General features: G+C 62.9%; 23 protein-coding genes. 19 read left to right on the top strand and 4 right to left on the bottom strand.

Annotated features, from left to right (window positions below):
* Positions 1-366 precede the first annotated feature (366 nt).
* From BV071_RS23245 to BV071_RS23220, 6 genes are all read left to right on the top strand, one after another.
* Positions 367-2,676, top strand: a complete 2,310-nt coding sequence (locus BV071_RS23245; protein WP_035612260.1) for a DUF6797 domain-containing protein — start codon at positions 367-369, stop codon at positions 2,674-2,676.
* A gap of 266 nt (positions 2,677-2,942) precedes the next feature.
* Entirely contained in the window at positions 2,943-4,241 is a 1,299-nt protein-coding gene (locus BV071_RS33535) for an alpha/beta fold hydrolase (RefSeq protein ID WP_052573784.1), read from the top strand.
* Between the two features lie 153 nt (positions 4,242-4,394).
* Complete coding sequence (locus BV071_RS23235) at positions 4,395-4,781, top strand: hypothetical protein (protein ID WP_035612259.1); 387 nt, start codon at positions 4,395-4,397, stop codon at positions 4,779-4,781.
* A gap of 385 nt (positions 4,782-5,166) precedes the next feature.
* Positions 5,167-7,176, top strand: coding sequence for a c-type cytochrome (locus BV071_RS23230; RefSeq protein WP_035612258.1), 2,010 nt, complete (start codon positions 5,167-5,169; stop codon positions 7,174-7,176).
* Between the two features lie 245 nt (positions 7,177-7,421).
* On the top strand, positions 7,422-7,769 hold the full coding sequence (locus BV071_RS23225; protein ID WP_035612257.1) for a hypothetical protein: 348 nt from the start codon (positions 7,422-7,424) through the stop codon (positions 7,767-7,769).
* 52 nt (positions 7,770-7,821) lie between these two features.
* Positions 7,822-8,199, top strand: coding sequence for a response regulator (locus BV071_RS23220; RefSeq protein WP_265594773.1), 378 nt, complete (start codon positions 7,822-7,824; stop codon positions 8,197-8,199).
* On the opposite strand, the gene BV071_RS23215 is transcribed toward BV071_RS23220, so the two are convergent.
* Positions 8,196-9,500: an NAD(P)/FAD-dependent oxidoreductase gene (locus tag BV071_RS23215; protein WP_035612256.1), complete on the bottom strand. Its 1,305-nt coding sequence runs from the start codon at positions 9,498-9,500 to the stop codon at positions 8,196-8,198. The genes BV071_RS23220 and BV071_RS23215 overlap by 4 nt on opposite strands.
* Before the next feature lie 91 nt (positions 9,501-9,591).
* On the opposite strand from BV071_RS23215, the gene murI reads away from it, so the two are divergent.
* The 6 genes from murI (at position 9,592) to BV071_RS23185 (ending at position 15,060) form a co-directional block, all read left to right on the top strand.
* The gene (gene murI / locus BV071_RS23210) at positions 9,592-10,389 is read left to right on the top strand and encodes a glutamate racemase (RefSeq protein WP_035612255.1); all 798 of its coding nucleotides are present in this window, start codon (positions 9,592-9,594) and stop codon (positions 10,387-10,389) included.
* Between the two features lie 265 nt (positions 10,390-10,654).
* The gene (gene deoC / locus BV071_RS23205) at positions 10,655-11,578 is read left to right on the top strand and encodes a deoxyribose-phosphate aldolase (RefSeq protein ID WP_052573783.1); all 924 of its coding nucleotides are present in this window, start codon (positions 10,655-10,657) and stop codon (positions 11,576-11,578) included.
* A 61-nt stretch (positions 11,579-11,639) separates the two neighbouring features.
* Positions 11,640-13,127, top strand: coding sequence for an aldehyde dehydrogenase family protein (locus BV071_RS23200; RefSeq protein ID WP_081886183.1), 1,488 nt, complete (start codon positions 11,640-11,642; stop codon positions 13,125-13,127).
* A 102-nt stretch (positions 13,128-13,229) separates the two neighbouring features.
* Entirely contained in the window at positions 13,230-13,535 is a 306-nt protein-coding gene (locus BV071_RS23195; protein ID WP_035612254.1) for a hypothetical protein, read from the top strand.
* A 309-nt stretch (positions 13,536-13,844) separates the two neighbouring features.
* Positions 13,845-14,702 (top strand): aldehyde dehydrogenase family protein, encoded by an 858-nt coding sequence (locus BV071_RS23190; protein ID WP_265594772.1) that lies wholly within the window; start codon positions 13,845-13,847, stop codon positions 14,700-14,702.
* A gap of 109 nt (positions 14,703-14,811) precedes the next feature.
* On the top strand, positions 14,812-15,060 hold the full coding sequence (locus tag BV071_RS23185) for a hypothetical protein (RefSeq protein WP_265594771.1): 249 nt from the start codon (positions 14,812-14,814) through the stop codon (positions 15,058-15,060).
* Positions 15,061-15,220: 160 nt separating this feature from the next.
* Here BV071_RS23185 and BV071_RS23180 read toward each other — a convergent pair whose 3' ends face one another.
* A complete protein-coding gene (locus tag BV071_RS23180) occupies positions 15,221-16,564 on the bottom strand; it encodes an NCS2 family permease (protein WP_035612252.1) in 1,344 nt (447 codons plus the stop codon).
* A gap of 154 nt (positions 16,565-16,718) precedes the next feature.
* Here BV071_RS23180 and BV071_RS23175 point away from each other — a divergent pair, with 154 nt between their 5' ends.
* From BV071_RS23175 to BV071_RS23155, 5 genes are all read left to right on the top strand, one after another.
* A complete protein-coding gene (locus BV071_RS23175) occupies positions 16,719-17,291 on the top strand; it encodes a DUF1579 domain-containing protein (protein WP_052573782.1) in 573 nt (190 codons plus the stop codon).
* Positions 17,292-17,361: 70 nt separating this feature from the next.
* Positions 17,362-18,153 carry a thioredoxin family protein gene (locus BV071_RS23170; RefSeq protein WP_052573781.1) on the top strand — a complete coding sequence of 264 codons (792 nt, stop codon included), beginning with the start codon at positions 17,362-17,364 and terminating at the stop codon, positions 18,151-18,153.
* Positions 18,150-18,437 (top strand): hypothetical protein, encoded by a 288-nt coding sequence (locus BV071_RS23165; RefSeq protein WP_052573780.1) that lies wholly within the window; start codon positions 18,150-18,152, stop codon positions 18,435-18,437. Before BV071_RS23170 ends, BV071_RS23165 begins: the two co-directional genes overlap by 4 nt.
* 39 nt (positions 18,438-18,476) lie before the next feature.
* Positions 18,477-18,881 (top strand): YciI family protein, encoded by a 405-nt coding sequence (locus BV071_RS23160; RefSeq protein WP_035612251.1) that lies wholly within the window; start codon positions 18,477-18,479, stop codon positions 18,879-18,881.
* Positions 18,882-18,885: 4 nt separating this feature from the next.
* Complete coding sequence (locus BV071_RS23155) at positions 18,886-20,205, top strand: sigma-70 family RNA polymerase sigma factor (RefSeq protein WP_052573779.1); 1,320 nt, start codon at positions 18,886-18,888, stop codon at positions 20,203-20,205.
* Between the two features lie 65 nt (positions 20,206-20,270).
* On the opposite strand, the gene BV071_RS23150 is transcribed toward BV071_RS23155, so the two are convergent.
* Complete coding sequence (locus BV071_RS23150; RefSeq protein WP_035612250.1) at positions 20,271-21,293, bottom strand: glutamine synthetase beta-grasp domain-containing protein; 1,023 nt, start codon at positions 21,291-21,293, stop codon at positions 20,271-20,273.
* Between the two features lie 216 nt (positions 21,294-21,509).
* On the opposite strand from BV071_RS23150, the gene BV071_RS23145 reads away from it, so the two are divergent.
* Positions 21,510-22,298, top strand: a complete 789-nt coding sequence (locus BV071_RS23145; protein ID WP_035612249.1) for a protein phosphatase 2C domain-containing protein — start codon at positions 21,510-21,512, stop codon at positions 22,296-22,298.
* Positions 22,295-23,014: a 4'-phosphopantetheinyl transferase superfamily protein gene (locus tag BV071_RS23140; protein ID WP_265594770.1), complete on the top strand. Its 720-nt coding sequence runs from the start codon at positions 22,295-22,297 to the stop codon at positions 23,012-23,014. The genes BV071_RS23145 and BV071_RS23140 overlap by 4 nt, the downstream gene beginning before the upstream one ends.
* A 341-nt stretch (positions 23,015-23,355) precedes the next feature.
* Here the strand turns inward: BV071_RS23140 and BV071_RS23135 are convergent.
* On the bottom strand, positions 23,356-23,680 hold a 325-nt coding region (locus tag BV071_RS23135; RefSeq protein ID WP_035612248.1), incomplete at its 5' end, for a hypothetical protein.

Here is a 23,680-nt window from a genome sequence, read left to right as displayed (position 1 = left end):
CGTGGTTCCTCCGGCTGTTCAGATTTCGCGTTTTTTCGCGTACTTTCGCGGTTGAAAAACGAAGTCTCCCCAAACCCCGTCACTTCCCCTAGCCACCTACCATTATCCCCAGACTTCACCCCGCAAAGATGTCATACATCTTGTGACAAGCCCGCCCATTGCTCGTAGAACCGCCCCGCTCCAGGCCAGCAATTCCCCGCAAGTTCTCCCCATTTGGGAACAAATCAGGGGCTTGCTAAACCAGTTTGGAAGCGACGGTATGGACGCCGTCCATGCGAGGTCCGGACAGCGCCTGCCAAAAGCAGACTTTCCCGGCCCCGCGGTAAACCCGTCCGCAACCTCAGACGTTACCAAGCACTTCAGCTCATGCGCCCGTATCTCGCACCGTTTGTTTTCACCGCCGTCGCCGCTGCCGCCGCCATCACCACCACCCAGGCCAAGGAGTGGTATGAAGAAATGCAAATCGGCCCGGCTTGGAGCGAGTCCTTCGCCGGCACCTTCGATGGCAAGGAGCAGATTGCTGCCGTGAAGGGCGTCCTGCTCGACCTGGGCGATGGCGAGCGCGCGCTCTTCGATACCGAGACCCTGCGCGTGGTCAGCATCTACAAGGGCGGCGTCCACTGGGGCGGCACCCCTTGGACCGGTGCCCACGGCCAGCTGGTCAAGATCGCCAATGAAGAAGGCCTCGTCTTCAACACCGTCCCCGGCCCCGGCTGGGCGAATGAAGCCGGCTCCTTCGAGGACGCCCGCAGCCAGATGTCCTTCACGGTCTACACCGCCGACCGCAAGGCCAGCGCCGTGACCGCCGCCTGTGGCAATATCCCGCAGGCCAAGTACAAGGGCTTCTACCGCTCCGGCACCCGCATCGTTTTCGAATACACCGTCAATGGCACCCGCATCCTTGAGCATCTCGAGTCCGGCCCGAATGGTGTGACCCGCTACTTCGAAGTCGCCGCCCACGCCAAGCCGCTCACCGTGCTCGCCGCGGATGAGAACGACAGCGAGTTCAAGGTCGAGGGCGCTGCCGCCAAGTCCGGTGCCAATCTCTCCGTGGCCGCCGGCGGTGAGTCCGCCGCGCTGAAGGCCGAAGGCAAGCGCCTGCTGGCCACCCTGGCCCCGGCCACCGGCACTACCACCTTCACCCTGACCTACAACCGCGGTGCCGAAGCCAAGACCGTGGCCCCGCTCGCACTGGTCGGCCTGACCACTGGCGGCGAAGGCATCTGGAAGGAAACCATCACCACCAAGGGCACCGTCAGTACGGACACCAAGTCCCCTTGGGTGACCGATACCCTCGGCCTGCCGGAGGAAAATCCCTGGAAGTCGAACATCCGCTTCTGCGGCTTCGACTTCATCGATGAAGACAGCGCCGCGATCACCACTTGGAATGGCGACGTCTGGACCGTGAAGGGCCTGAAGGGCGACCTCTCCAAGCTGGAGTGGAAGCGCTGCGCCGCCGGTCTCTTCCAGCCGCTCGGCCTGAAGGTGGTGGATGGCGTCATCTACGTCCACGGCCGCGACCAGATCACCAAGCTGCACGACCTGAACAAGGACGGTGAGGCCGACTACTTCGAAAACTTCTTCAATGGCGTGGCCGTATCGCCGAACTTCCACGAGTTCGCCTTCGACCTCCAGACCGACAAGGACGGCAACTTCTACTTCACCAAGGCCGCCCCGGTGCGCCCCGGTGGGCGCGGCTTCGACACCATCTTCCCGAACCACGGCACGATCATGCGCCTGTCCAAGGACGCCTCCAGCTTCGAGGTGATCGGGACCGGCCTGCGCGCTCCCGGCGGCGTGGGCGTGGGCCCGAATGGTGAAATCACCACCGGTGAGAACGAGGGCACCTGGCAGCCTTGCTGCAAGCTGAACTTCATTACGCCCGACCAGCGCCCGGCCTTCTTCGGCACCGAGCCGAGCCGCCAGACACTCAAGGATGCGCCCTTCACCGAGCCGATGCTCTACTTCCCGATGGACACCGACAACTCCGGTGGCTCGCAGGTCTGGGTCCCGGCGGATAACACCAAGTTCGGCCTCAAGCCGGGTGAGCTGATCCACATGTCCTACGGCACCTCCTCCTTGTTCCGGATCCTGCCCGCCAGCGTCGATGGCACCTTGCAGGGCGGCGCAGTGAAGCTGCCGGTGAGCATCGGCTCCTCCGCCATGCGCGCCCGCTTCCACAAGGACAACTCGCTCTACGTCGCCGGCTTCCGCGGTTGGCAGACGAATGCCGCGAATGAGACCGCCTTCCAGCGCATCCGCTACACCGGCGCACCGGTGACCATTCCGGACAAGCTGGAAATCACCGAGACCGGCGTCCGCATCCGCTTCGAAGTGGAGCTCGCCAAGGATCTCGCCACCGATCCTACCAGCTACAGCGCTTCCCGCTGGAACTACGTCCGCGGCCCGCAATACGGCTCCGGCGAGTTCTCCGTCGATAAGCCGGACCTCGAGGCCCAGAAGATCGCCCTCGAAAAGGAATCCAAGGAACAGCACACCCGCGACAACGTGAAGGTCACCGCCGCCCGCCTGCTGGCCGATGGCAAGACCGTCGAGCTCGACCTGGAAGGCCACAAGCCCTCCATGTCCCTCAAGGTCGGCTGGGATCTGGAAAGCGGCAGCGGCGAGGTCCTCAAGGGCGACCTCCACGCCACCGTCCGCAAGATGGGCAAGTAAGCCGCCCATCGGCTGACTTGGTCCGCCCGAAATCCTAAGCGCGGATCACCGCGAATCGAAACAGCCATCCAGCTCCCGAGCTGGATGGCTTTTTGATTTTCCCCGGCAGCCCGTCCCACGCACAGCCGCGAGGTGTCCCTCACTCCCGGGACCCCCACCCTTAGTTCAATAGCGTTCAGACGAGCGCCTGTGTTGAAGTGCCTCTTTCCTCGACATATCTAGCCCCACAATCCAAGGTCCTAAACTAGCAGAATCGCCGGATCGCCATGAAGCTTCTTACCCGTCTCATCTTGCCGTCGCTCGTCGCACTGCTCGCGGGCTGTGCGAACTTCCGCCACCTTTCCTCCGATTTGAAAATGGTCCAGGAGGACTACCAGATCCGCGGGGTCATCAAGAATGCAGACTCGTTCAAGGTGCCGGTCTATGCCGCGGTGGCCGAGTGGGACCAGAACTCGGACAAGGTCTTCTCCGCAGACCGGGTGAAGCTGGAGGCCGGTGGTCGCTTCGCCTTCCTGGTGAAAAGCCCGGTCAATCAATACGTCATGGCCCTGGCGGACAACAACGGCAACGGCCGCCGCGATGATGGCGAGCCCTTCTGGGTGTTCTCCGCCGCAGACGGCAAGCCGGCTCCGGTTAGCCTCAGCGGCTCGCAACGCATCGCCGAGGTTTCCGGCAATCTTTCCACTTCCGCGAAGATGCCGCCGGCCTTCCGTGCGGCGGTGGACCGCGCCGCAGCAGGACGCACCGCAGATGAGTTCATCAGCCATCGTGGCGTGAAGATCGCCGTCGGCGAGGTGGCGAACCTGGATGACCCGCGCTTCGCCGCCACCCGTGGTGAGGATGGCCTCTGGACCCCGGCTACGCTGGCGATCAAGAGCGGCTTCGGCATCTACTTCCTGGAACGCTACGATCCCACGCGCATTCCGGTGATCTTCATCCACGGCGCTGCCGGATCGCCCCAGGATTGGCGCCATGCGATGGAGAAAATCGACAAGAAGCGCTACCAAGCTTGGTTCTACTTCTATCCTTCCGGGGCTCGCCTCGACAATGCCGCACTGGCCTTGAACGAAGGGGTGAAGCAACTCCACGACCGCTATCACTTCCACCGCTTACATGTGGTGGCGCACAGCATGGGTGGCTTGGTCGCGCGCCGCTTCGTGGTGGAGAATGCGATCACGGAAGGCAATAACTACATCAACACCCTGGTCACCTTCTCCACCCCATGGAACGGCCACGAGGCTGCAGCGATGGGAGTGAAGTGGGCTCCCTCCGTGGTGCCTTCCTGGTATGACATGAAGCAGGGGTCTGACTTCCTCACCCACCTCTACGACCGCAAGCTGAAGGGCCGGGTGAATCACCACCTCTTCTACAGCCACCATGCGAAGCGGTCCGCCGTCATGCCTGCGGAGAACGATGGAACCGTGAGCGTGGCCAGCGAGCTGCGGCCCGAGGCCAAGGCGGATGCCGTGAGTGTCCAGGGCTATGATGAGACACACGTCTCGATCCTATCCTCATCCGCCGCGCTGAAGCGGGCCAAGGAATTGATTGATGCAGCGGCGCCGTAAGGCGGCTTGGATCACCTGGATATGCGCAGCGGCGCGGGATGAGCTGAATGGCCTCATCCGCGACGCCTCTGCGCGCGCCATCGGGAAAAGCGATCATCCCGCTCCCGCGTTTCAATGACTGCCTGATCCACCGGCGTGTTAGATCGGGATGCCATGCATCTCCGCTTCGTGCTTCTCCTGCCGCTTGCCGCTCTCGTCTCCTGTTCCGCTGGGATCTCATACGTCGGTCGCGATCCCGCGAAACTTGTCGGCAAGCAGCGCAGCGCCATCCTCGCCGAGTTCGGCACTCCCCGGCCCTATCATCGTGAAGAAGAGGGCCTCTCCGTCGATCGGTTTCGGGTCGCCGGTGTCTGGCGGCACAGCGAAGAGACCGAGCAGTGCTTGGAGAGCTTGAAGTGGAGCGCAGGCCTTTTCGAAGTCGTGCTATTGCCCGTTTCCGTGTTCCTGAAGACTAACAGCATCAGCGGCGGCCAAACCCTCAGGGTCGAGTATGATCCGCATTCCATCGTCACCGACGCCTCGGTCAAGACCGACCCCTGAAGGCCGTCCTGATTTCTCACCTTTTCACGATTTTCCCGGCTGAGCTCTCTTCCGCGATCCGCGACATCCCTCGCCACCCTCCGCCAGGCCCAACAATTCCGTCAAAGGCCTAAACTCCGCGGCGTCTCTCGACGTTACCCAGTCACCAAGCAGGCCGCGAGGAGCGGACCGTCCTGCACTTCTTCCTCAGGTCCCATCCATCCAATCCATCCCGGTCCCCATCCTCTCATCTGCGTGCATCCCGTTCACCTGTGCTTGAAAGGCTGTGAGCACAGGACCTCCAGTTCGCAGTTGAACCCGCCCCCTATCCCTTCCAAATTCACGTCGATTTCCGTCCATTCGCCGCTTGAAAACCACCCGTAGGCGCTACATTTCCCGATACTGCATGAGATCCTTCCTCCTCCTTGCCCGCTTGGCGCTGCCGCTGTCGTTCCTGACCACGGCGGCCCGTGCCGAACTCACCGCTGCTTTTGAAGGCGGCGGCATGAAGGACACCCGCGCCGACCGCCTGCCAGCGCTGCTGGTGAATGCCGGGGAATCCGCCACGCCCTTCTTGCCGCCCGGTGAGTTCAGCGTGACCTGGACCGGCAAGCTGGTATCGCCCGGCACCGGACGCCAGCGCTTGGAGTTCTCCTTCGAGGGCGAAGGCTCGGCCACGCTCACGATCGACGCCAAGGAAGTCCACAAGGAGGAAGGCAAGCTCGGTGCCACCACCTCCGCCGTCACCCGCCTGACGCAGGGCGAGCACGACGTCAGCATCACCTACAAGTCGAAGGCCGATGGCACGGGACGCTTCCGCCTCTTCTGGAAGGAAGCGCTGTTCCCGCTGCAGAGCGTTCCGCCAGGCGCCTTCAAGGCCGAGGTCACTCCCGATCCGATCCGCCACGGCCGCTTGCTGATGGCGGAGAACCACTGCACCAAGTGCCACGTGGACGACATTGACGGCAAGAGCGCGATGAACCCGCTCTTTCAGGAGTCGGCTCCGATCATCGTGATGTCCGGAGGTCGCCTCAATGAAGAATGGGTGGCACGCTGGATCGCCGATCCTTCCGCGCTGCGGCACGATGCCCGCATGCCGGCGCTGGTGGATGCCTCAACCCCGGAGGGCAAACAACAGGCTGCGGACCTCGCCGCTTACGTGATGACCCTCAAGGGAGCCCCCGCCCCGGCCGCTCCTGACAAGGCGCTGGCTGAAAAGGGCGGCGGTCACTTCCACCGCCTCGGCTGCGCGGCCTGCCACACCAGCCCGGGCGCGGCTCCGGCTGAAGACAGCGTGAAGGATCGCGTGCCCCTTCACAACGTGGCTGCCAAGTTCCAGCCCGGCGCCCTGGTCGGCTTCCTGAAGGAACCCGAAGCGACCTACCCGCACATCGGCATGCCGAATTTCCATCTCAGCGATGAGGAAGCGAACTCGCTCGCGGCCTTCTTGTTAGAGCAATCCGGCAAGGTCGAGAAGAAGCCCGCCGGCTTCCCGAAGGGCGATGCCACCAAGGGTGCCGCGCTCGCGCAGACCCTGAACTGCGGAGCCTGCCACGCCGGACTGATCCCGAACCCCGGCTCTGCTCCCGGCCTCGCCGCCACCTTCAAGGCCGACTGGTCCGCGAAGGGCTGCGTCTCCGGCAAGCACGGTGGCAAGGTGCCGAAGATTCCACTCAGCGAGGACGACCGCAAGGACCTGCTCGCCTTCGTGAAGAAGGAGAAGGCCGCCGAATCGTTGGCCCGCAACGTCCCCGCGGAATACGCGAGCGCCAAGCTCCAGACCCTGCGCTGCACCAGCTGCCACGGCATCGATGGCAAGCCCTCGCTGCTCGATAGCGTCCACTTGGAAACCAAAGACCTCGTCGCCAATGTCGTGGGCGAACACGACAAGCTCGACCAGTCCCGCCCGCACCTGACCTTCATCGGTGAAATGCTGCACGCGTCCTACATTGAGACGATCGTCGGCGGCAAGTTGACTGCCAAGCCCCGCCCCTGGCTGGACATGCGCATGCCCGGCTTCCCAAACTACGCCGGTGACTTGGCCAAGGGCTTGGCCGCGATCCACGGTGTGGTTCCCGGCAAAGCCGAGCCCGCCAGTCCCGACCCCGCGCTCGCCGAAGTCGGCAAGAAGCTCGCCGCCGCGGAAGGTTACGGCTGCGTCACTTGCCACGGCGTGGGAGCCAAGGGTCCAACCGCCGCCTTCGAGGTGGAGGGTCTCAACTTCGCGCTCTCGCATGAGCGCCTGCGGCACGAGTGGTTCGTCCGCTGGATCCAGAACCCGCCCTCGGTTACGCCCGCTACGAAGATGCCGCGCTACGTCAACGAAACTGACGGGAAGGCCAGGCGCGACGAGTACGATCACGATGCCTTGAAGCAGTTCGAGGCCCTCTGGAATTACATCGAGAAGCCCGAGTAAAGGCCCGGTTTAGGGCGAAAAAGGCCCGGTTTATACCCTGACAAGGCCCGCTTTTTGGGGGAGTTCAGCCGCGTGCTGAACTCCCCTTATGCGTTTTCGGCCTACCCACCCGCCCGGCTCATCCGGGGATTCACGCAGGTGCCAGCACTTGGAACACCCATTGCTCTTTCCCCGCAAACAGCAGCCACATGATCAAAATACTCCTCATGCCCCTCGGCGCAGCGGGCCTAATATCAGGAAGTTACTTGGGATCCACGCAGCTTGGCCTGCGCACGGAAGGCTGGCGCGAGGTGACCGTGGAAGTCGCCAAACCGCCTTCCTATGAACAAGTTGGGCAGAATCTCTTCACTCCGGATGGGACCCGCATCATCCTCAATTCGATCACCCCGGGTGACGGCAATTATGGCGGAAAGCACTTCATCTGCGCCAATGTCCGGGTGACCAATCGGCTGACGCTCAATCCCTTCCCGCTCCACATGGTCAGCAGCTACGCGATGGATCAAGTCGCGGTAGAGCGCACGGTTCGCGAGGCAGTGGGAGCGGATCCCGGAAAATTCCAGCCCTCGCAGCGCGAGTGGCATCCGGTCCTCTGATCGGGCCGCAAAATCGGACACACCATTTGCCAAGTGGCGAGTATGCTCTTAAGTGTCCGCGCACCCGGTGAAGATCCTGTACCTCGAGAACCATGCCGTCTTCGCGCGGCTCGTGATGCGGCGGTTCCTGAGTGATCACCTGATCACGGTGGTCCCTACGATTGCCGAAGCGCGGGAGATCATGGCAGCTCCGGACTTCGACTCCAGGTTCGAGCTGGTCCTTTCCGACTACGATCTGGACGACGGCAAGGGAGCGGAGTTCGTGCGCGAGTGCCGCGCCGCGCATCCAGTGCTGCCGATCATCGCGGTATCATCGCATGATGAGGGTAACGAGACCTTGCTACGCGCCGGGGCCTCGGCGGTGTGCGGCAAGATGGAGTTCGAGCAGATCGGCGAGATCATCGCCAATCTAACGGCCCCCAAAGGCTAGGCCCGGATCGCGAAGTTCTCGGCGGGCTCGACGTCCCAGACGAGGTGCTTGAGCGAGAACTTGAGCAGATTGCGGCCGTAGCGGCTGCGGGTGGCGACGCCGGAAAGAAGACGGGTGATGTGCTTGGTGAGATGCCGCTCCATCAGGCGCGGCAGGGCGTTCTCGCCCCACTTCTCGGAGAGCTGCACACCAGCGGCGTGGAGGGCATACATGCGGCCATCGTAGAAGTATTCGATGAGCTCGGACCAAGCTTCATGCCAATCGAGGAGTTCCGCGAAGACCTTGTCGAAGGCCTTCGCGAGCTTGGCCGGCTGATCGAGGATGGCCGCGCCCTTCGAGAAGGCGTGCTGGTCGAGCAGATCGGCCGAGTGCATGGCCATGAAGAGGCCCGGCGAGAGCATGGGATCGACGAAGCCGAAGGCATCCCCCGCGGCGACCCAGCCGGGGCCGTGGCCGCGCTCGGAGATGAGCTGATAGTTGGTGTAGGTCATCACCGGCGTGACGCGGCGGCGGTTCTTGCCAGCGGGCGCGAGGAACTTCTCCGAGTTGATGATCGATTCGAGGCGCTCCTCCGGCGTATCGCCGTGCTCCTTCGCGACGGCCTTGTCCACAACAACACCGACCGAGAGGCGCCCGGGGAGCGGGATGCGCCAGCTCCAGCCGCGGCTGAGGGTGGTGATGACCGCCTGACCCTCGCGCTTGGCCTGGACATCGAAGTCCTCGAAGTGGGCGAAATAGGCGACGTCGTTGCGCTTGCCGCGCTTGGATCCGACGCCGATCACCTTGGCGAAAACGCGGGCGCGACCGGTGGAATCGACAAGCAACTTCGGATGACGGCCATTCAGTTCCGGAACGGAGGCCAGGCAGTCGGCGCTGAGCTGGATCTCGCGCTCGGGCGTGCTGCCCTTTTCCAGTTCGGCGCGGCGTTTTACGAAGACCACGCCGAGTTCCTCCGCACGGGTGCGCAGCAGGTTGTCGAACTGGGGGCGCGGGACGTTGTAGGCGTAATTCGGCACGCCGCCGATCGGGGTGTGCGGGAAGAAGAAGTCGAGGCGGCTGCCATCGCGGGCGATGAAGCCGACGCCGGGCTTGTGCTGGGCAAAGGTCTTGTTGCGGTCCTCGATGTCGAGGCGGCGCATCAGGCTGACCACGCGGGGCAGCAGGGATTCCCCGACCAGCAACTCCGGACGCTTGTCGTCATCGAAGACCACGCTGCGAATGCCGCGGAGGGCAAGCAGGGCGGCGAGGGTGCAGCCCGCCGGGCCGCTGCCTACGATGGCGACATCAATCGTTCCGTTCACGGGCGTTTCCGTAGCGGCGAAACCTCATGGATGCAAAGGCAAAGCCCTCTTTCCGCTTTCCGCTGCGCGGTTTCCCGGCTTTTCTCCGGGCATGCGCAACGCCCCTTTGGGGATCTTCGATTCCGGTGTCGGCGGGCTGACCGTGGTCCGCGCCGTCCAACAGCTACTTCCTTCGGAAGACATTGTCTATCTGGGGGATACGGCGCGCGTGCCGTATGGATCGAAGAGCCCGGAGACGATCCGGCAATTCGCGCACGAGGACGTGCGCTTCCTACTGGATCGCGGGGTGAAGACGGTGGTGGTGGCCTGCAATACGGCGACGGCGCATGCCCTTCCCTCCCTGCAGGAGCGCTACCAAGTGCCGATCATCGGGGTGATTGAGCCGGGGGTGGAGGCAGTGCTCGCCGATCCGCAGGCGCAGCGGGTGGGAATTATCGCGACGCGCGGGACGGTGCGCTCGCATGCCTATCAGCACGCTCTGGCGCTGCGGCGGACGGGTCTCATTTTGCACGCCACGCCGGCGCCCTTGCTGGTGCCGCTGGTGGAGGAGGATTGGCTGGACCATCCGTCCACGCATGCGGCGCTGCACACCTATCTGGATCCGATGCTGGACCGGGGGATCGATACGCTGCTGCTGGCGTGCACGCACTATCCGCTGCTCGTGCCGGTGCTGTCGAAGTTCCTGCCAGACGGGGTGCGGCTGGTGGACTCCGCGACGACCTGTGCGGAGCATGTGAAGCAGGAGCTGACCAAGCTGGATCTGTTAGCAGAGGAAGAGAAGGCGGGGAAGCTGGAGATCCACCTGACGGACCTTTCGGATCAGTTTGAAGATCTGTCGCGGAGGTTCTTGGCGAGGTCGCCGGGGAGGATCATGCGGGTGAGTTTGTGAAGTAGTCCGCTCAGTCCTCTGAGCGGATGAAGCCGTGATGGCGGTGGATATCACCGGGTGCCAAAAGGTGGCCCGCACAGCCCCCTGTTCGAACCCACCTTGCTGGCGCTGATCTCGGCATCGGAGAAGGAGATAAGAAGACGAGCCCGGGGGCACTTGGTCTCCGGGAGCCTCGATAACGGCCTCGTCCGCTCAGAGGGCTGAGCGGACTACTTCCGGACTACTTCCTTGCCGCGAACACCTGAGCAGCTCAGGCTAAGCCGCGATGACCCGCCCGGCCCTGCGTCGCTTGTTGGATGAGATTGGCACGGTCGATGCCGTTGGCATTGAGGAGCGGGTCGCGAATTACACGACGCGGAGCATCAAGAAGGGCTCGAAGGTATTCGGGCTGAAGTTGGCGGCTTCGATGGTCGATCTGACGACGCTGGAGGGAAAGGACACGCCAGGCAAGGTGGCATCGCTATGCCAGAAGGCGCTGGCACCGCATGAAGGCGATGTGCCGCGAGTCGCTGCGGTGTGCGTGTATCCCTCGATGGTGAAGCATGCGGCGAAGCATGTGAAGGGCAGCGGGGTGAAGATCGCCTCCGTTGCGACGGCATTCCCCTCCGGGCAGGCACCGCTGAAGACGCGCCTGGCGGAGGTGCGGCAGGCGGTGGCGGATGGCGCGGATGAGATCGACATGGTGATCAACCGCGGGGCCTTCCTCGAAGGCGAGCTGGAGATCGTGCAGGAGGAGATCGTGCAGGTGGTGGAGGCCTGTGGCGAGGCGACACTGAAGGTGATCTTGGAGACCAGTGAGCTGGAGACTTACGATCACATCCGCGCGGCTTCCTTCCTGGCGATGCGAGTGCTGCGGCCGGGTGACTTTATCAAGACTAGTACAGGCAAGACTTCTGCGAATGCGACGCTGGGGAACAACCAGGTGATGATCGAAGCGATCCGCGACTTCTACCTGGCGACGGGGACGGAGATTGCGATGAAACCGGCCGGCGGGATCCGCACGGCGAAGCAAGCGCTACAGTTCTTGATCGCGGTGAAGGAGACGCTGGGTGATGCGTGGTTGAACAACCGGCGCTATCGCTTCGGGGCTTCGTCGCTGTTGAATGATTTGTTGAGGCAGTTGGAGACGCAGCGGACGGGGGCTTATCAGGCTCCGTGGACGTTTAGTGATGATTCGTCGGGTTATTGAACAACCCCACCTTTCGGGCCGGCTGAAGCCGGCGCACCCAGTAACGCACCCAGTTTTGACCATGGCAGCGAAGAAGACACCTTCACGGAACATCAGGCCGCGTGAGCTCCTGTTCGGGGACTTGTGGGAGTATGATCCGGCACCGGAGTCGGCGGAGCCGTTCATCGAGGCGCGCTACGGGCTATTCATCGATGGCAAGTATGTGGCTCCGAAGTCGAAGAAGTATTTCGATACGATCGCGCCGCGGAATGGCGAGAAGCTGAGCGAGATCGCGCTGGCGAATGCGGCGGATGTGGACGCGGCCTATGCGGCGGCGGCGAAGGCAATCCCGGCGTGGAGCAAGCTGCCGGGGAAGGAACGGGGGAAGTATCTGTTCCGGATCGCGCGCCTACTGCAGGACCGGGCGCGGGAGTTCGCGGTGGCGGAGACGCTGGATGGCGGGAAGCCGATCAAGGAGTCGCGGGACTTCGACCTGCCGATGGCGGCGGCGCATTTCTTCTATCACGCTGGCTGGGCGGACAAGCTGGCCTATGTGGCACCGGGCCGGACGTTGGCACCGCTGGGCGTGGTGGGCCAAGTGATCCCGTGGAATTTCCCGCTGCTGATGCTGGCGTGGAAGATCGCGCCAGCGCTGGCTACTGGAAACACCGTAGTGATCAAGCCGGCGGAGACCACATCGATCACGGCGCTGAAGTTCGCGAGTATTTTGATAGATGCGGGATTGCCGCCGGGAGTGGTGAACATCGTGAGTGGCGCTGGCGAAACCGGCGCAGCGGTGGTGAATCATCCGACTGCGGCAAAGATTGCTTTCACCGGCTCGACGGAGGTTGGGAAGATCATCCAGAAGGCCCTGGCAGGCACGGGCAAAAAGCTGACGCTGGAGCTGGGCGGGAAGGCAGCGAACATCGTTTTCGAGGATGCGCCGCTGGACCAGGCGGTGGAGGGCATCGTGAACGGGATCTTCTTCAACCAAGGTCATGTGTGCTGCGCAGGCTCGCGCCTGCTGGTGCAGGAGAGCGTGGCGGAACTGGTGACGGACAAGCTGAAGCGACGCCTGCAGGTGCTGCGGGTAGGAGATCCGCTGGACAAAAACACGGATGTGGGCGCGATCAATTCGGCGGAGCAACTGGCGAAGATCAAGGAGCTGGTGGCGAGTGGCGTGAAGGAGGGTGCAGAGCTGCACCAGCCGAACTGCAAGCTGCCGTCGAAGGGTTTCTATTTCGCGCCATCGCTGTTCATGAATGTGACGCAGAGTCATCGGATCGCGCGGGAGGAGATCTTCGGGCCGGTGCTGTCGGTGCTGACATTCCGGACGCCTGAGGAGGCGGTGGAGAAGGCGAACAATACTCCGTTTGGTTTGAGTGCTGGGGTGTGGACGGACAAGGGCAGCCGGATTCTGAAGATGGCTGCTGAGTTGAAGGCTGGGGTGGTGTGGTCGAATACTTACAACAAGTTTGATCCGAGTTCGCCGTTTGGCGGATACAAGGAGTCGGGATTTGGCAGAGAGGGGGGACGGCAGGGCTTGCTGGAGTATGGGGTGCTGGAGTGAGGCTTGAATCACGGAGAGCCTTGTGCAGGGCTTCACTGGAATTCTCGTCCGCGATTGGAATAGCTCCAGAAAGACAGATCGTGTCTGATCTTGGGCCAAACCATGGCACAAGTTCCCGAAAACAAAGTCTCCCTCGGCTGCGGGACCCTGATCCTGATCGCGCTGATCGTGATGATCTTCAGCCGCGGCAACGACAGCCAAAAGCTTGAGCGGGAGGTGGATAGTTTAAGGAACGAACTGCGGCAATTGAGCTCGAAGGTCGGAAGTGCTTCCAGCGACACCCGCGATGTCGAGAGCAAGGTCGATAAGCTCCAGAAGTCCGCGGATGCCTTGAAGCAGGCGATGGATGGGCTGAAGGAGGAGATGAAGAAGCTGCGGGTGCCGGAGGTGCCGCCGGTAGAGCGATGATTTTGATGGGCGCACGGGGACGGTTGCGCCGTTCCGGTGAGTTGGAGTGCGATGCTCCCCGCCGGAACGACACAGCCGTTCCGAAAGTCGTCAGAGGGTCGCAATCCGGGGTGATCTCGGTGACACCGAGCCTGCTTCGGGAACGCTAGGGAAGGTTTGCGGACGATCCCGCGCACCGCGGCAACAGGGTTGCGGCAAGCCAAGCCCGCTGCACGGCATTTGAGGCATTCGCGGAAGCGGCGGATTGCCATGCTACGGGTGCTCGGATAGACAGGACACGGAACACGGACCCACGCCTGCCTGCCTGCCATGAGCCTGAAGATCACCAAGACGCCCAAGTGCTATGTCGGCGGAGCTTTTATCCGCTCGGAGTCGGGGCGGGTGTTCGAGCTGAAGGATGCGGGCGGGACCTTTTATGCGAATGTGCCGCGCTGCACGAAGAAGGACCTGCGCAATGCTGTAGAGGCGGCGGCGAAGGCGGGCGCCGGATGGGCGAAGCGGACTCCGTATAACCGGGCGCAGATCCTGTATCGACTGGCGGAGATGCTGGAGGCGCGGGCCGCGGAGATGGCGGAGGCGGTGATGCTGGATGGCAGCACGAAGACCCAGGCGGACACGGAAGTCACCGCGAGCATCGGGCGGATCGTTCATTTCGCCGGTTGGGCGGACAAGTATGAGCAGGTGCTGGGGAGCGTGAACCCGGTGGCATCGCCGCATTTCAATTTCACGCTGACGGAGCCGGTGGGAATCGTGGGCGTGCTGGCGCCGGAGAATGCATCTCTGCTGGGCTTGGTGACGCTGGTGTTGCCGGTGATCACGGCAGGAAACGCTGTGGTGGCGCTGGCATCGCGCAAGGCCCCCTACCCTTCGATTTTGTTAGGCGAGATGCTGGCGACGAGTGATCTGCCGGGCGGAGTGGTGAATCTTTTGACCGGTGACCGGAAAGAGATGCTGGCGACCTTTGCAACCCACGAGCACGTGCGGGCGGTTTCAGCAGTGGCGGAGGGCGAAGATGCAGTGACGCTACAGCGCGGAGCGGCGGAGAGCGTCAAGCGGGTGAAGCTTCATGAAGTGAAGACGGATTGGTTTTCGGAGAAGCACGAGTCGCCGTATGCGATCCGGGACTTCACCGAGGCGAAGACGGTGTGGCATCCGGTGGGGAACTGAAGGGTCGTATTGATTCACTGCCGTGACTGCCAATACCCGGCTAAAAATTGGGATCGCGCTGGCGGTGGGCGGGAATGTGCTGTTTTTCACCAGCGCATGGATCGCGTGGATGCCATGGCCCGCAGCCTTCAAGGCAGGGCTGTGGAGCGTGCTGTTCTTCGCCCCGGAGGTGGGAACGATCGCTGGGGCCGCGGTGATGGGGAAAGAGAATTTCCTGCGGTTCAAAGCGACGGTTGGGAGGTTCTTCAGGCGGCTGGGGTTTGGGAAGAAGAGGACGGCTGGTGAATCGAATGGGGATGAAGGGGCTCCCGAGACTGATGAGGAGAGAGGCAGCGGAAAAGGATCGGGGAAGGAGTGAAGGGCCGCCAGGCAACGGGGAGCATCGATCTAGAACTTTTGTGGCGGGGAGTGGGGAAAGGTTGCCCTCAAAGCGGCGATGCTCGCGCGCACTCCGATAGCGGCTGCGCCGCAAAGGGGGCGACGTCGGTTGGATCGCAAGCTGCCCCTGTTAGGTCGGCTCACATACCGAGCCAGCGGAAGATGAGGGGCTCGGCGAAGTGTAGGAGGAAAATCGCACCCAGGCCCCAGGTGAAGGGGGTGAGGTTTTCGCGGCCTTTGCCACTGAAGAGGGCGATAGCCACTGCGGCGATGATGCCGAGGCCCATGCCGCTGCTGATGCTGAAGGCAAGCGGCATGCCGAGGATGGTGAGGACGGCGGGTGCGGCGATCTCGAAGCGGTGCAGGTCGATCTCGGCAACGCTGCTGAACATGGTGATGCCAACAACGACGAGGGCCGGAGCGACTGCAACTGCCGGGATGGCGAGGAGGAGTGGCGTGAGGAAGAGGGCTAGCAGGAAGAGAATGGCGACGGTCACGGCAGTGAGGCCGGTGCGGCCGCCGGCTTGGACGCCGGTTGAGCTTTCGATATAGCTGACGACGGTGGAGGTGCCGAGGAGGGAGGAGATGATCGCAGCGAGGGAGTCAGCGGTGAGGGCACGGGCGATGCCGGGGAGGTGGCCTTTTTCATCCATGAGGCCGGCGCGCTTGGTGACACCGATGAGGGTGCCGAGGTTATCGAAGAGATCGACCAAGAGGAGGGTGAGAATGACGGGGAGGGCCTTGAACGGTTCGCGGAGGAGGAAGCCGAAATCGAGTTTGAGGAAGAGCGGCTCGATGGATGCGGGAAGCGAGACGGGATTTTTCGGGAGGCTGGTGAGCATGGCGCCCTTCGCATCTGGAATGAAGAGGCCGGCAAGCGAGAGGATGCCAATGGAGATGAGGATGGCGGCCGGAGTGCCGCGCGCGACGAGAACGCAAGTTAGAAGGATGCCGACGGCGAAGAGGGCGACGGGGCCGCGGGTGAGATCACCGAAGGCGACGAAGGTGGCAGGATGGGCGACGACAAGACCACCATTCTTAAGGCCGACGAAGGCGATGAAGAGTCCGACGCCGGCACAGATGGCTGCCTTCAGAAAGGGAGGGATGGAGCGGACGATTTTTTCGCGGATGCCACCGAGGGAGAGCGCGAGGAAGATCACGCCATTGACGAAGACAAGCGCGAGGGCGCTTTGCCAAGGGACGCCCATGCCAATGCAAACCGCATAGGCGAAGAAGGCATTGATGCCCATTCCGGGGGCCATGGCGAGGGGGAGATTCGCCATGAAGGCCATGAGCAAGGTGGCGATGGCGGCACCGAGGGCGGTGGCGGTGACGAGAGCTTCGCGCGGCATGCCGGCATCGGCGAGGATGGCGGGATTGACGACCAGGATGTAGGCCATCGCCGCGAAGGTGGTGCAGCCGGCGGCGACTTCGCGACCGGGAGTGCTGCCTTTTTCGCGGAGGTGGAAGAGGCGCTCAAGCATAAGGGAGAAAGGTAGATTGGACCTATAGGAGCTATTTCGAACCCCCAAGGAAAGCAGCCCTGAAAAAAATCTCCCGGACAGTGTCCTGAAATGGGGCCACCGTTCGTCTTCCTTGTGGACCCTCGTTTTACATCAAAACAAACCACCAAAAAAAATGAAGACCACCTCACTCCTCCGCCCGATTTTTGCTGCCTGCGCCCTGGCGCTGGCCACCCCTGCCCTGCCGCTGCTGCGCGCGGCGGAAATGCCAGAGATGCCGAAGCCACAGACCGAACACGAGTGGCTCGCGAAGTTCACGGGCACTTGGGAAACCGAGATGAAGTGCGAGATGCCCGGCCAAGAACCGATGACCGCCAAGGCCACCGAAACCGCCAGGATGATCGGCGGCTTCTGGCTGGTGGTGGAGAACAAGGGCGAGATCATGGGCGGCCCCTTCAACGGACTGATGACGCTCGGCTACAGCCCTGAAAAGAAGACCTACATCGGCACCTGGGTGGATAGCATGGCCGGTCACATGTGGACCTACACCGGCACCGTGAATTCCGCAGGGGATACGCTGACCCTGGAATCGGAAGGCCCGTGCCCGATGCAGGGCGGGAAGATCTGCAAGTTCAAGGAGGTGATGAAGCTCACCGGCAAGGACGAGAAGACCTTCAGCAGCTCCGTGCTGGGCGATGACGGCAAGTGGACGCAGATGATGAGCGCGAAGTCCAAGCGCGTGAAGTAATCCGAAAAAAGTGTCCCGGCCGCTCCTCCCGGTTCGTCGTTCTATTGAAACCGAAGACCTCTAAAGAATCATGAGCACGCAATCTGCAATCTTGGAAGGACCGCCGGCACCACCGGATCTGAGCGATCACGCGGTGGTGTCGCGGGAGGAGTGGCTGGCAGCGCGCAAGGCGCTGCTGAAAAAAGAAAAGGAGCTCTACCGTGAGCGCGACCGGATCGCCGCGCAGCGTCGCGCCTTGCCTTGGGTGAAAGTGGACAAGTCCTACACCTTTGAAGGGCCGGATGGGAAAGTAACGCTGGCAGATTTGTTCCGGGGCCGAAGCCAGTTGATCATCTATCACTTCATGTTCGGACCGGGGTGGAAAGAGGGCTGTGGAGGATGCTCTTTCCTGGCGGATCACTTCGACAGCGCGCGGCTGCACTTCGAACACCGGGATGTGGCCTTTGCGGCGGTATCGCGCGCGCCGCTGGCGGAGTTCGCGCCCTTCAAGCAGCGGATGGAATGGAAGTTCCCTTGGGTGTCGTCGAATGGCAGCGACTTCAACTACGACTACCATGTGTCCTTCACCGAGGAGCAGGCGGCGGCAGGCAAGGCGATGTACAACTACGCGCCGGAGACCGATACCGGCGAGTCGCATGGCATCAGCGTCTTTTACAAGAATGAGAAGGGTGAGATTTTCCACACCTACTCATGCTATGCACGCGGCGGAGAGGAGATCCTGGGGACCTTCATGATGATGGATCTGACGCCGAAGGGTCGGAACGAAGAGGGCACGATGAGCTGGGTTCAGCTTCACGATCAATACGAGGACGACTGCACCGAAGGACCAAGCTGTGGCTGCGGGAAGGAGGCGAAGGCGTGAAGGCGTGCTGCATCAAGCGGCGCGGACGCGGCAAGGAAGTTGCGTCCTGGCTAGTGCCGAGCGGCTTGCTGGTGCTGATGCCGAAGTGCCCGGTGTGCTTCGCTGCCTACATCGCGGCGGCGACGGGCTTGGGGCTATCGGTGCCGGCTGCGGCGGGGCTGCGGGTGACATTGATTGTCCTGTGTGTGCTCTCGCTCGGCTTTCTGGGCGGCCGCCTGCTGGTTCGCAGGAAGCAGGACACCCGGATGGAAAGCCAGAAAGGCGCCTTCCAATTCCGCGGCTGATTTGATTCTCCTAACACCATCCACTGAAGATTAATTCCCATGAATAGCTACAAGACATCGAACGGTTACCTACTGCTTTTCCGCGGCACGGATTGGCACCTGCAACTCTCGCCCGAGGAAATCCAGCGCGTGATGGGCGACTGGGGCGCGTGGTTCAAGGGCTTGGACGACCAGGGCAAGCTGGCCGCGGCCAACCCCTTGGAGAATGAGGGCGCGGTGATCTCCGGCAAGGCGCGCAGCGTGGCGGACGGCCCCTTCGCGGAAGCCAAGGAGTCGATCGGCGGCTTCTTCCTCCTGAAAGTCGAGACCATGGAGGAGGCGATGGCAATCGCCAAGGACTGCCCCGCCCTGCCCTATGGCATCACCGTGGAAGTCCGTCCGGTGGCACCGGCATGTCCGGCGCAGCGGATGGTCGATGAGGTAAGCGAACACGCGATGGCCTGATCCTGTGAGCGTGCCGCCCGAGCAGAACCCGGAGATTCCCCGGCTGACCGAGCACCTCTTCCGGCACGAGTCCGCGAAGCTGGTCTCGACCCTCACGGGGATCTTCGGGATCCATCGTCTGCAGCTCGCGGAAGACGTAGTGCAGGAGGCGATGATCCGGGCACTGCAGACTTGGCCCTACTACGGGGTGCCAGCGAATCCGGCGGCGTGGCTGATGCAGACCGCGAAGAACCGCGCGCTGGACTTGATCCGCCGCGAGAAGGTTTTCATCGAGAAGCAACCGGAAATCGCGGCTTCGCTGGAAGCGCTGCCGGATGAAAACGATGCTCCGCGCTTCGATGACGAGATCCGCGACGACCGCCTGCGGCTGATCTTCGCCTGCTGCCATCCGGCGATCTCGCTGGAGGACCAGACGGTGCTCGCGCTGAAGACGCTCTGCGCCTTCAGCGTGGCTGAGATCGCCGCAGTGTTCTTGAGCAGCGAGGCGGCGGTGGCGAAGCGGCTGACGCGGGCGAAGCAGCGGATCCAGGACCAGGGGATCGCGTTTGAGATTCCCTCGGGGGCGGATCTGGTGCCGCGCTTGGATGGCGTATTGCAAGTGCTCTATCTGCTCTTCAACGAGGGCTACAAGGCATCGAGCGGTGAGCTTGTGGTGAAGGAGGACCTTTGTCGCGAGGCTATCCGTCTCGGCGGCTTGCTGGCAGCTCACCCGGCGGCGGATCACCCGCGGACGCACGCACTGCTCGCTCTGATGCTGTTAGACGCGGCGCGGATTCCGGCGCGGCAGGACCGGGAGGGCAATATCCTGCGGCTGATGGATCAGGATCGCAGCATCTGGGATTCCACCTTGATCGGCGCGGGGCTCTATCACCTGTCGCAGTCCACGCGGGGCGAGGACCTGACGGAGTATCATTTGCAGGCGGGGATCGCCGCCTGCCATTGCACCGCACCGGACTACGAGTCGACGGATTGGCAACGGATTCTGGATCACTACGACCGCTGGTCACAGATCAGTGATTCGCCACTGGTGGCGCTGAACCGCGCGGTGGCGGTGGCGAATGTGCACGGGGCGAAGGCTGGGATGGAGGCGGTGAGGTCGATCGCGAAGCCGGAGCAACTGGAAACCTACTATCTCTTCCACGCGGTGATCGGCGATTTCGAGGAGCGGATGGACCGGCGGGAGGAAGCGGCCACCAGCTTCAGCAAGGCTATCGAGCTGACCGGTGTGGCGGCGGAGAAGAGCTTCCTGGAAGCGCGACGGCATGCTTGCGAGACCGGGGCGACTTATCGCCCGGGGAAGCACAATCGGCGGGAGAAGGTCTGACACAAAAAAGCAGCCGCCCTTGCGGGGCGGCTGCTTGAGGAGTGGTGCTAGGCCACGAAAGCGGATCAAGGCGTCGGCACTTCGGCGATCGTCTTGAGCACGCGGCTGGCGATCTGGTACGGGTCGCCTTGCGAGTTCGGACGACGGTCTTCGAGGTAACCCTTGTAGCCGGCGTTGATGAAGCTGTGCGGGACGCGCACGGAGGAACCGCGGTCAGCGATGCCGTAGGTGAACTTGTCGATGGACTGGGTCTCGTGGAGACCTGTCAGACGCATGTGGTTGTCCGGGCCATAGACGGCGATGTGCTCGTCGAGGTTCTTGCCGAAGGCAGCCATGAGCGCTTCGAAGTACTCCTTGCCACCGGTTTCGCGCATGTACTTCGTGGAGAAGTTGCAGTGCATGCCGGAGCCGTTCCAGTCGAGGTCCTTGCCGAGCGGCTTGCAGTGGTAATTCACGTCCACACCGTAGGATTCGCAGAGGCGGTTGAGGATGTAGCGGGCGACCCAGATCTGGTCGGCGCAGGTCTTCGAGCCCTTGCCGAAGATCTGGAATTCCCACTGGCCCTTGGCCACTTCAGCGTTGATGCCTTCGTGGTTGATACCGGCCTCAAGGCAGAGCTCGAGGTGCTCCTCGACGATCTGGCGGGCGACGTCACCGACGTTGCTATAGCCAACGCCGCAGTAGTAGGGGCCCTGAGGACCGGGGAAGCCACCCTTCGGGAAGCCGAGGGGAGCACCGTCTTCCCAAAGGAAGTACTCTTGCTCGAAGCCGAACCAGGTGTCGGCGTCGTCGAGGATGTCGGCACGGTTGTTGGAAGGGTGCGGGGTGACGCCGTCCGGCATCATGACTTCGCACATCACCAACACGCCGTTGTTGCGGCTGCCGTCCGGGAAGACCGCGACAGGCTTGAGCACGCAATCCGAGCTACGGCCTTCGGCCTGCTGGGTGGAGGAACCGTCGAAGCCCCAGTTCGGAAGCTGCTCGAGGGTCGGGAAGGAGTCGAAATCCTTCAGCTGGGTCTTGCTACGGAGGTTCGGGACGGGGGTGTAGCCGTCGAGCCAGATATACTCCAATTTGAACTTGGGCATCGTTTTGCTAGTTTAGGACTTGGATCGCGTGGTTAGTGCGGATGATTTCGGAGCAGGTCCGCGTCTCCGCGTTCACTGCTCCGCGCGATCAAAAAGCAGTTCGCGGGCCAAGCGACAAGTACCGCCCGAGATTTTCTTTTTGCCGGGTGTGACGGGGCTCGCGCAAGATCGCCGCCGAACGTGACCCAAGCCGATCTCGAAAACCCGTCCCACCCCTTGTCTATCAATTGGTCCGGCATGACCCATGTCGGCCGTTTCCGGAAGAACAACGAGGATGCTTTCCTGGCGCTGAATTTCGACGCCCGCGAAATCCGCTACCTGGGGAAAACCGGGGCCGGGGGCTTGGCGGAGTCGGACTACGTATTTGCCGTCAGTGACGGGATGGGCGGGGCGAAGTCCGGGGAATTCGCGAGCAAGATCGCGGTGGAGAAGATCACGCGGCTCCTACCCGCGTCCTTCGGCGCAGCGGCCCAGCACCTTGAGACCGGCTTCCAGGACATTCTGCGGGAATTGTTCGAGCGGATCCACCATTCGATCGGCGACTTGGGCCGCTACTACCCGGAGTGCCATGGCATGGGGGCGACCCTGAGCCTGTGCTGGTTCATGCCGGGGTCGATGTGGTTCTGCCACATCGGCGACAGCCGGATCTATTACCTGCCGAAGGAGGGCGACATGCTGCAGCTCACCCACGACCACTCGCACGTGGGCTGGCTGCGCCGCTCCGGGAAGATCAATGAGCGGGAGGCCCGGAATCATCCCGGCCGCAGTTCCCTCTCCCAAGTGCTGGGGGCCGGGGATCACAAGATCGACCCGCACATCGGCCGGGTGAACTGCCAGAGCGGCGACCGCTTCCTGATCTGCTCCGACGGGCTGGTGGACGGGCTCTGGGACAAGCGGATCGCGGAGCTAGCGCGGAAAAACCTCTGCGCAGAGACCTTGGTAAAGCAGGCGGTGGCAGATTCGGGCCGGGACAACACCACGGCGGTGATGATCGAGGTGGCGTGAGCCGGAGGATTGACCTTCGCGCGGCGGAGCGGATGGAGCAGAGTCGCGGAGTGCTCCCCGTCCGTGGCGAAGTCCTTGTGTCGATCATCGATCCCGCGTTGGTGGGAGAAGAGGCGGCGCGTGCCGCACTGAGGCCTGAGGAGGAGGAACTTGCGGCACGTTTCCGCTTTGAGAAGGACGCCCGGCACTGGCGCGCTTGCCGGGCGGCGCTAAGGAGGATTCTGGGCGGAGCGCTTGGAATCGGCCCGCGGGAGCTGGTGCTGGTTAGCGGCGAGTTCGGGAAGCCAGCTCTGGAAGCGCCCCACCAAGGGCTGCATTTCAATCTCTCCCACTGCGAGGACCTCGCCCTGGTCGCCCTGTGCGTGGATGGACCGGTCGGGGTGGATATTGAAGCGGCGGGACGAGCCGCGAGCTTGCTGGGATGCGAGACGACCTTCTGCCACCCGGACGAGATTAGAGGGCTTCCAAGCGAGGAGGGCCGTCGGGCGGCAGCACTCTTGGAGATCTGGACGAGGAAGGAAGCGCTATTGAAGGCGCTTGGCACCGGGATGTCCCTCGCCCCGGAAACGGTGTCTCTGGTGGAAGCGGGACCGCATCCGCGACTCCGGCCGTTCCGTGTGCAGACGCTGGCGCATCCTTTGCTGACCCGCCACATCGCCCGCTTGGCGACCCTTCGGGAAAGCTCGAATCTTAGGTTTGATGTTTTTCAAGGCTGAGTGGATCGACACTGCGGTCTACTCATGACAAAAGAGTGGCGCGAACTTGCCTGATGGCGGACCTGCTCCATTTCCATTGCCCGGCTTGCGGGATCACCCTGAGCGTGCCGCTTTCGGCGGCAGGGTTCGCGGGCCCCTGTCCGCGCTGCCAGCAAGAGATCATCGGGCCGGACCCGGCGCGGGGAATCCAAGCCCGGCGGGCACAGGCGCGTCCGCAAGTGGATGCGAGGCCATTTGAATCGCCGCTGCCGGCGCCAGTCGCGGCCGAGATGCCACATCGGCAGCCGTTTGCGGATCGCTTGAGGGCCCTGCAGACGGCGGAGCCAGCAGCGCAGCCTTTCTCAGCGAGCAAAGCCAACGATCCTTTCAGTCCCTTCGGGCAAGGCTCGCGGCCCGTGCAAGCGGCGCCTGCGCCGCAAGCCGCTCCCATTCCGCAGGAAGTCCCCATCCCGCAGGAGGTTCACGCCCCGCAGGAGGTTCACGCCCCGCAGGAGGTTCACGTTCCGCAGGAGGTTCACGTTCCGCAGGAGGTTCACGTTCCGCAGGAGGTTCACGTTCCGCAGGAGGTTCACGTTCCGCAGGAGGTCCACGTTCCGCAGGAGGTCCACGTTCCGCAGGAGGTCCACGTCCCGCAGGAGGTTCACGTTCCGCAGGAGGTTCACGTTC

The sequence above is a fragment of the Haloferula sp. BvORR071 genome, assembly GCF_000739615.1.
Taxonomy (GTDB): domain Bacteria; phylum Verrucomicrobiota; class Verrucomicrobiia; order Verrucomicrobiales; family Akkermansiaceae; genus Haloferula.
This window is presented reverse-complemented; position numbering and strand designations above follow the sequence as displayed.

Coding starts and splice junctions, on each gene's coding strand:
- BV071_RS23245 (WP_035612260.1), top strand. CDS start 367: ATGCGCCCGTATCTCGCACCGTTTGTTTTCACCGCCGTCGCCGCTGCC.
- BV071_RS23160 (WP_035612251.1), top strand. CDS start 18,477: ATGAATAGCTACAAGACATCGAACGGTTACCTACTGCTTTTCCGCGGC.
- BV071_RS23185 (WP_265594771.1), top strand. CDS start 14,812: ATGCCATGGCCCGCAGCCTTCAAGGCAGGGCTGTGGAGCGTGCTGTTC.
- BV071_RS33535 (WP_052573784.1), top strand. CDS start 2,943: ATGAAGCTTCTTACCCGTCTCATCTTGCCGTCGCTCGTCGCACTGCTC.
- BV071_RS23200 (WP_081886183.1), top strand. CDS start 11,640: ATGGCAGCGAAGAAGACACCTTCACGGAACATCAGGCCGCGTGAGCTC.
- BV071_RS23150 (WP_035612250.1), bottom strand. CDS start 21,293: ATGCCCAAGTTCAAATTGGAGTATATCTGGCTCGACGGCTACACCCCC.
- BV071_RS23235 (WP_035612259.1), top strand. CDS start 4,395: ATGCATCTCCGCTTCGTGCTTCTCCTGCCGCTTGCCGCTCTCGTCTCC.
- BV071_RS23180 (WP_035612252.1), bottom strand. CDS start 16,564: ATGCTTGAGCGCCTCTTCCACCTCCGCGAAAAAGGCAGCACTCCCGGT.
- BV071_RS23170 (WP_052573781.1), top strand. CDS start 17,362: ATGAGCACGCAATCTGCAATCTTGGAAGGACCGCCGGCACCACCGGAT.
- BV071_RS23195 (WP_035612254.1), top strand. CDS start 13,230: ATGGCACAAGTTCCCGAAAACAAAGTCTCCCTCGGCTGCGGGACCCTG.
- BV071_RS23190 (WP_265594772.1), top strand. CDS start 13,845: ATGAGCCTGAAGATCACCAAGACGCCCAAGTGCTATGTCGGCGGAGCT.
- BV071_RS23230 (WP_035612258.1), top strand. CDS start 5,167: ATGAGATCCTTCCTCCTCCTTGCCCGCTTGGCGCTGCCGCTGTCGTTC.
- deoC (WP_052573783.1), top strand. CDS start 10,655: ATGACCCGCCCGGCCCTGCGTCGCTTGTTGGATGAGATTGGCACGGTC.
- BV071_RS23175 (WP_052573782.1), top strand. CDS start 16,719: ATGAAGACCACCTCACTCCTCCGCCCGATTTTTGCTGCCTGCGCCCTG.
- murI (WP_035612255.1), top strand. CDS start 9,592: ATGCGCAACGCCCCTTTGGGGATCTTCGATTCCGGTGTCGGCGGGCTG.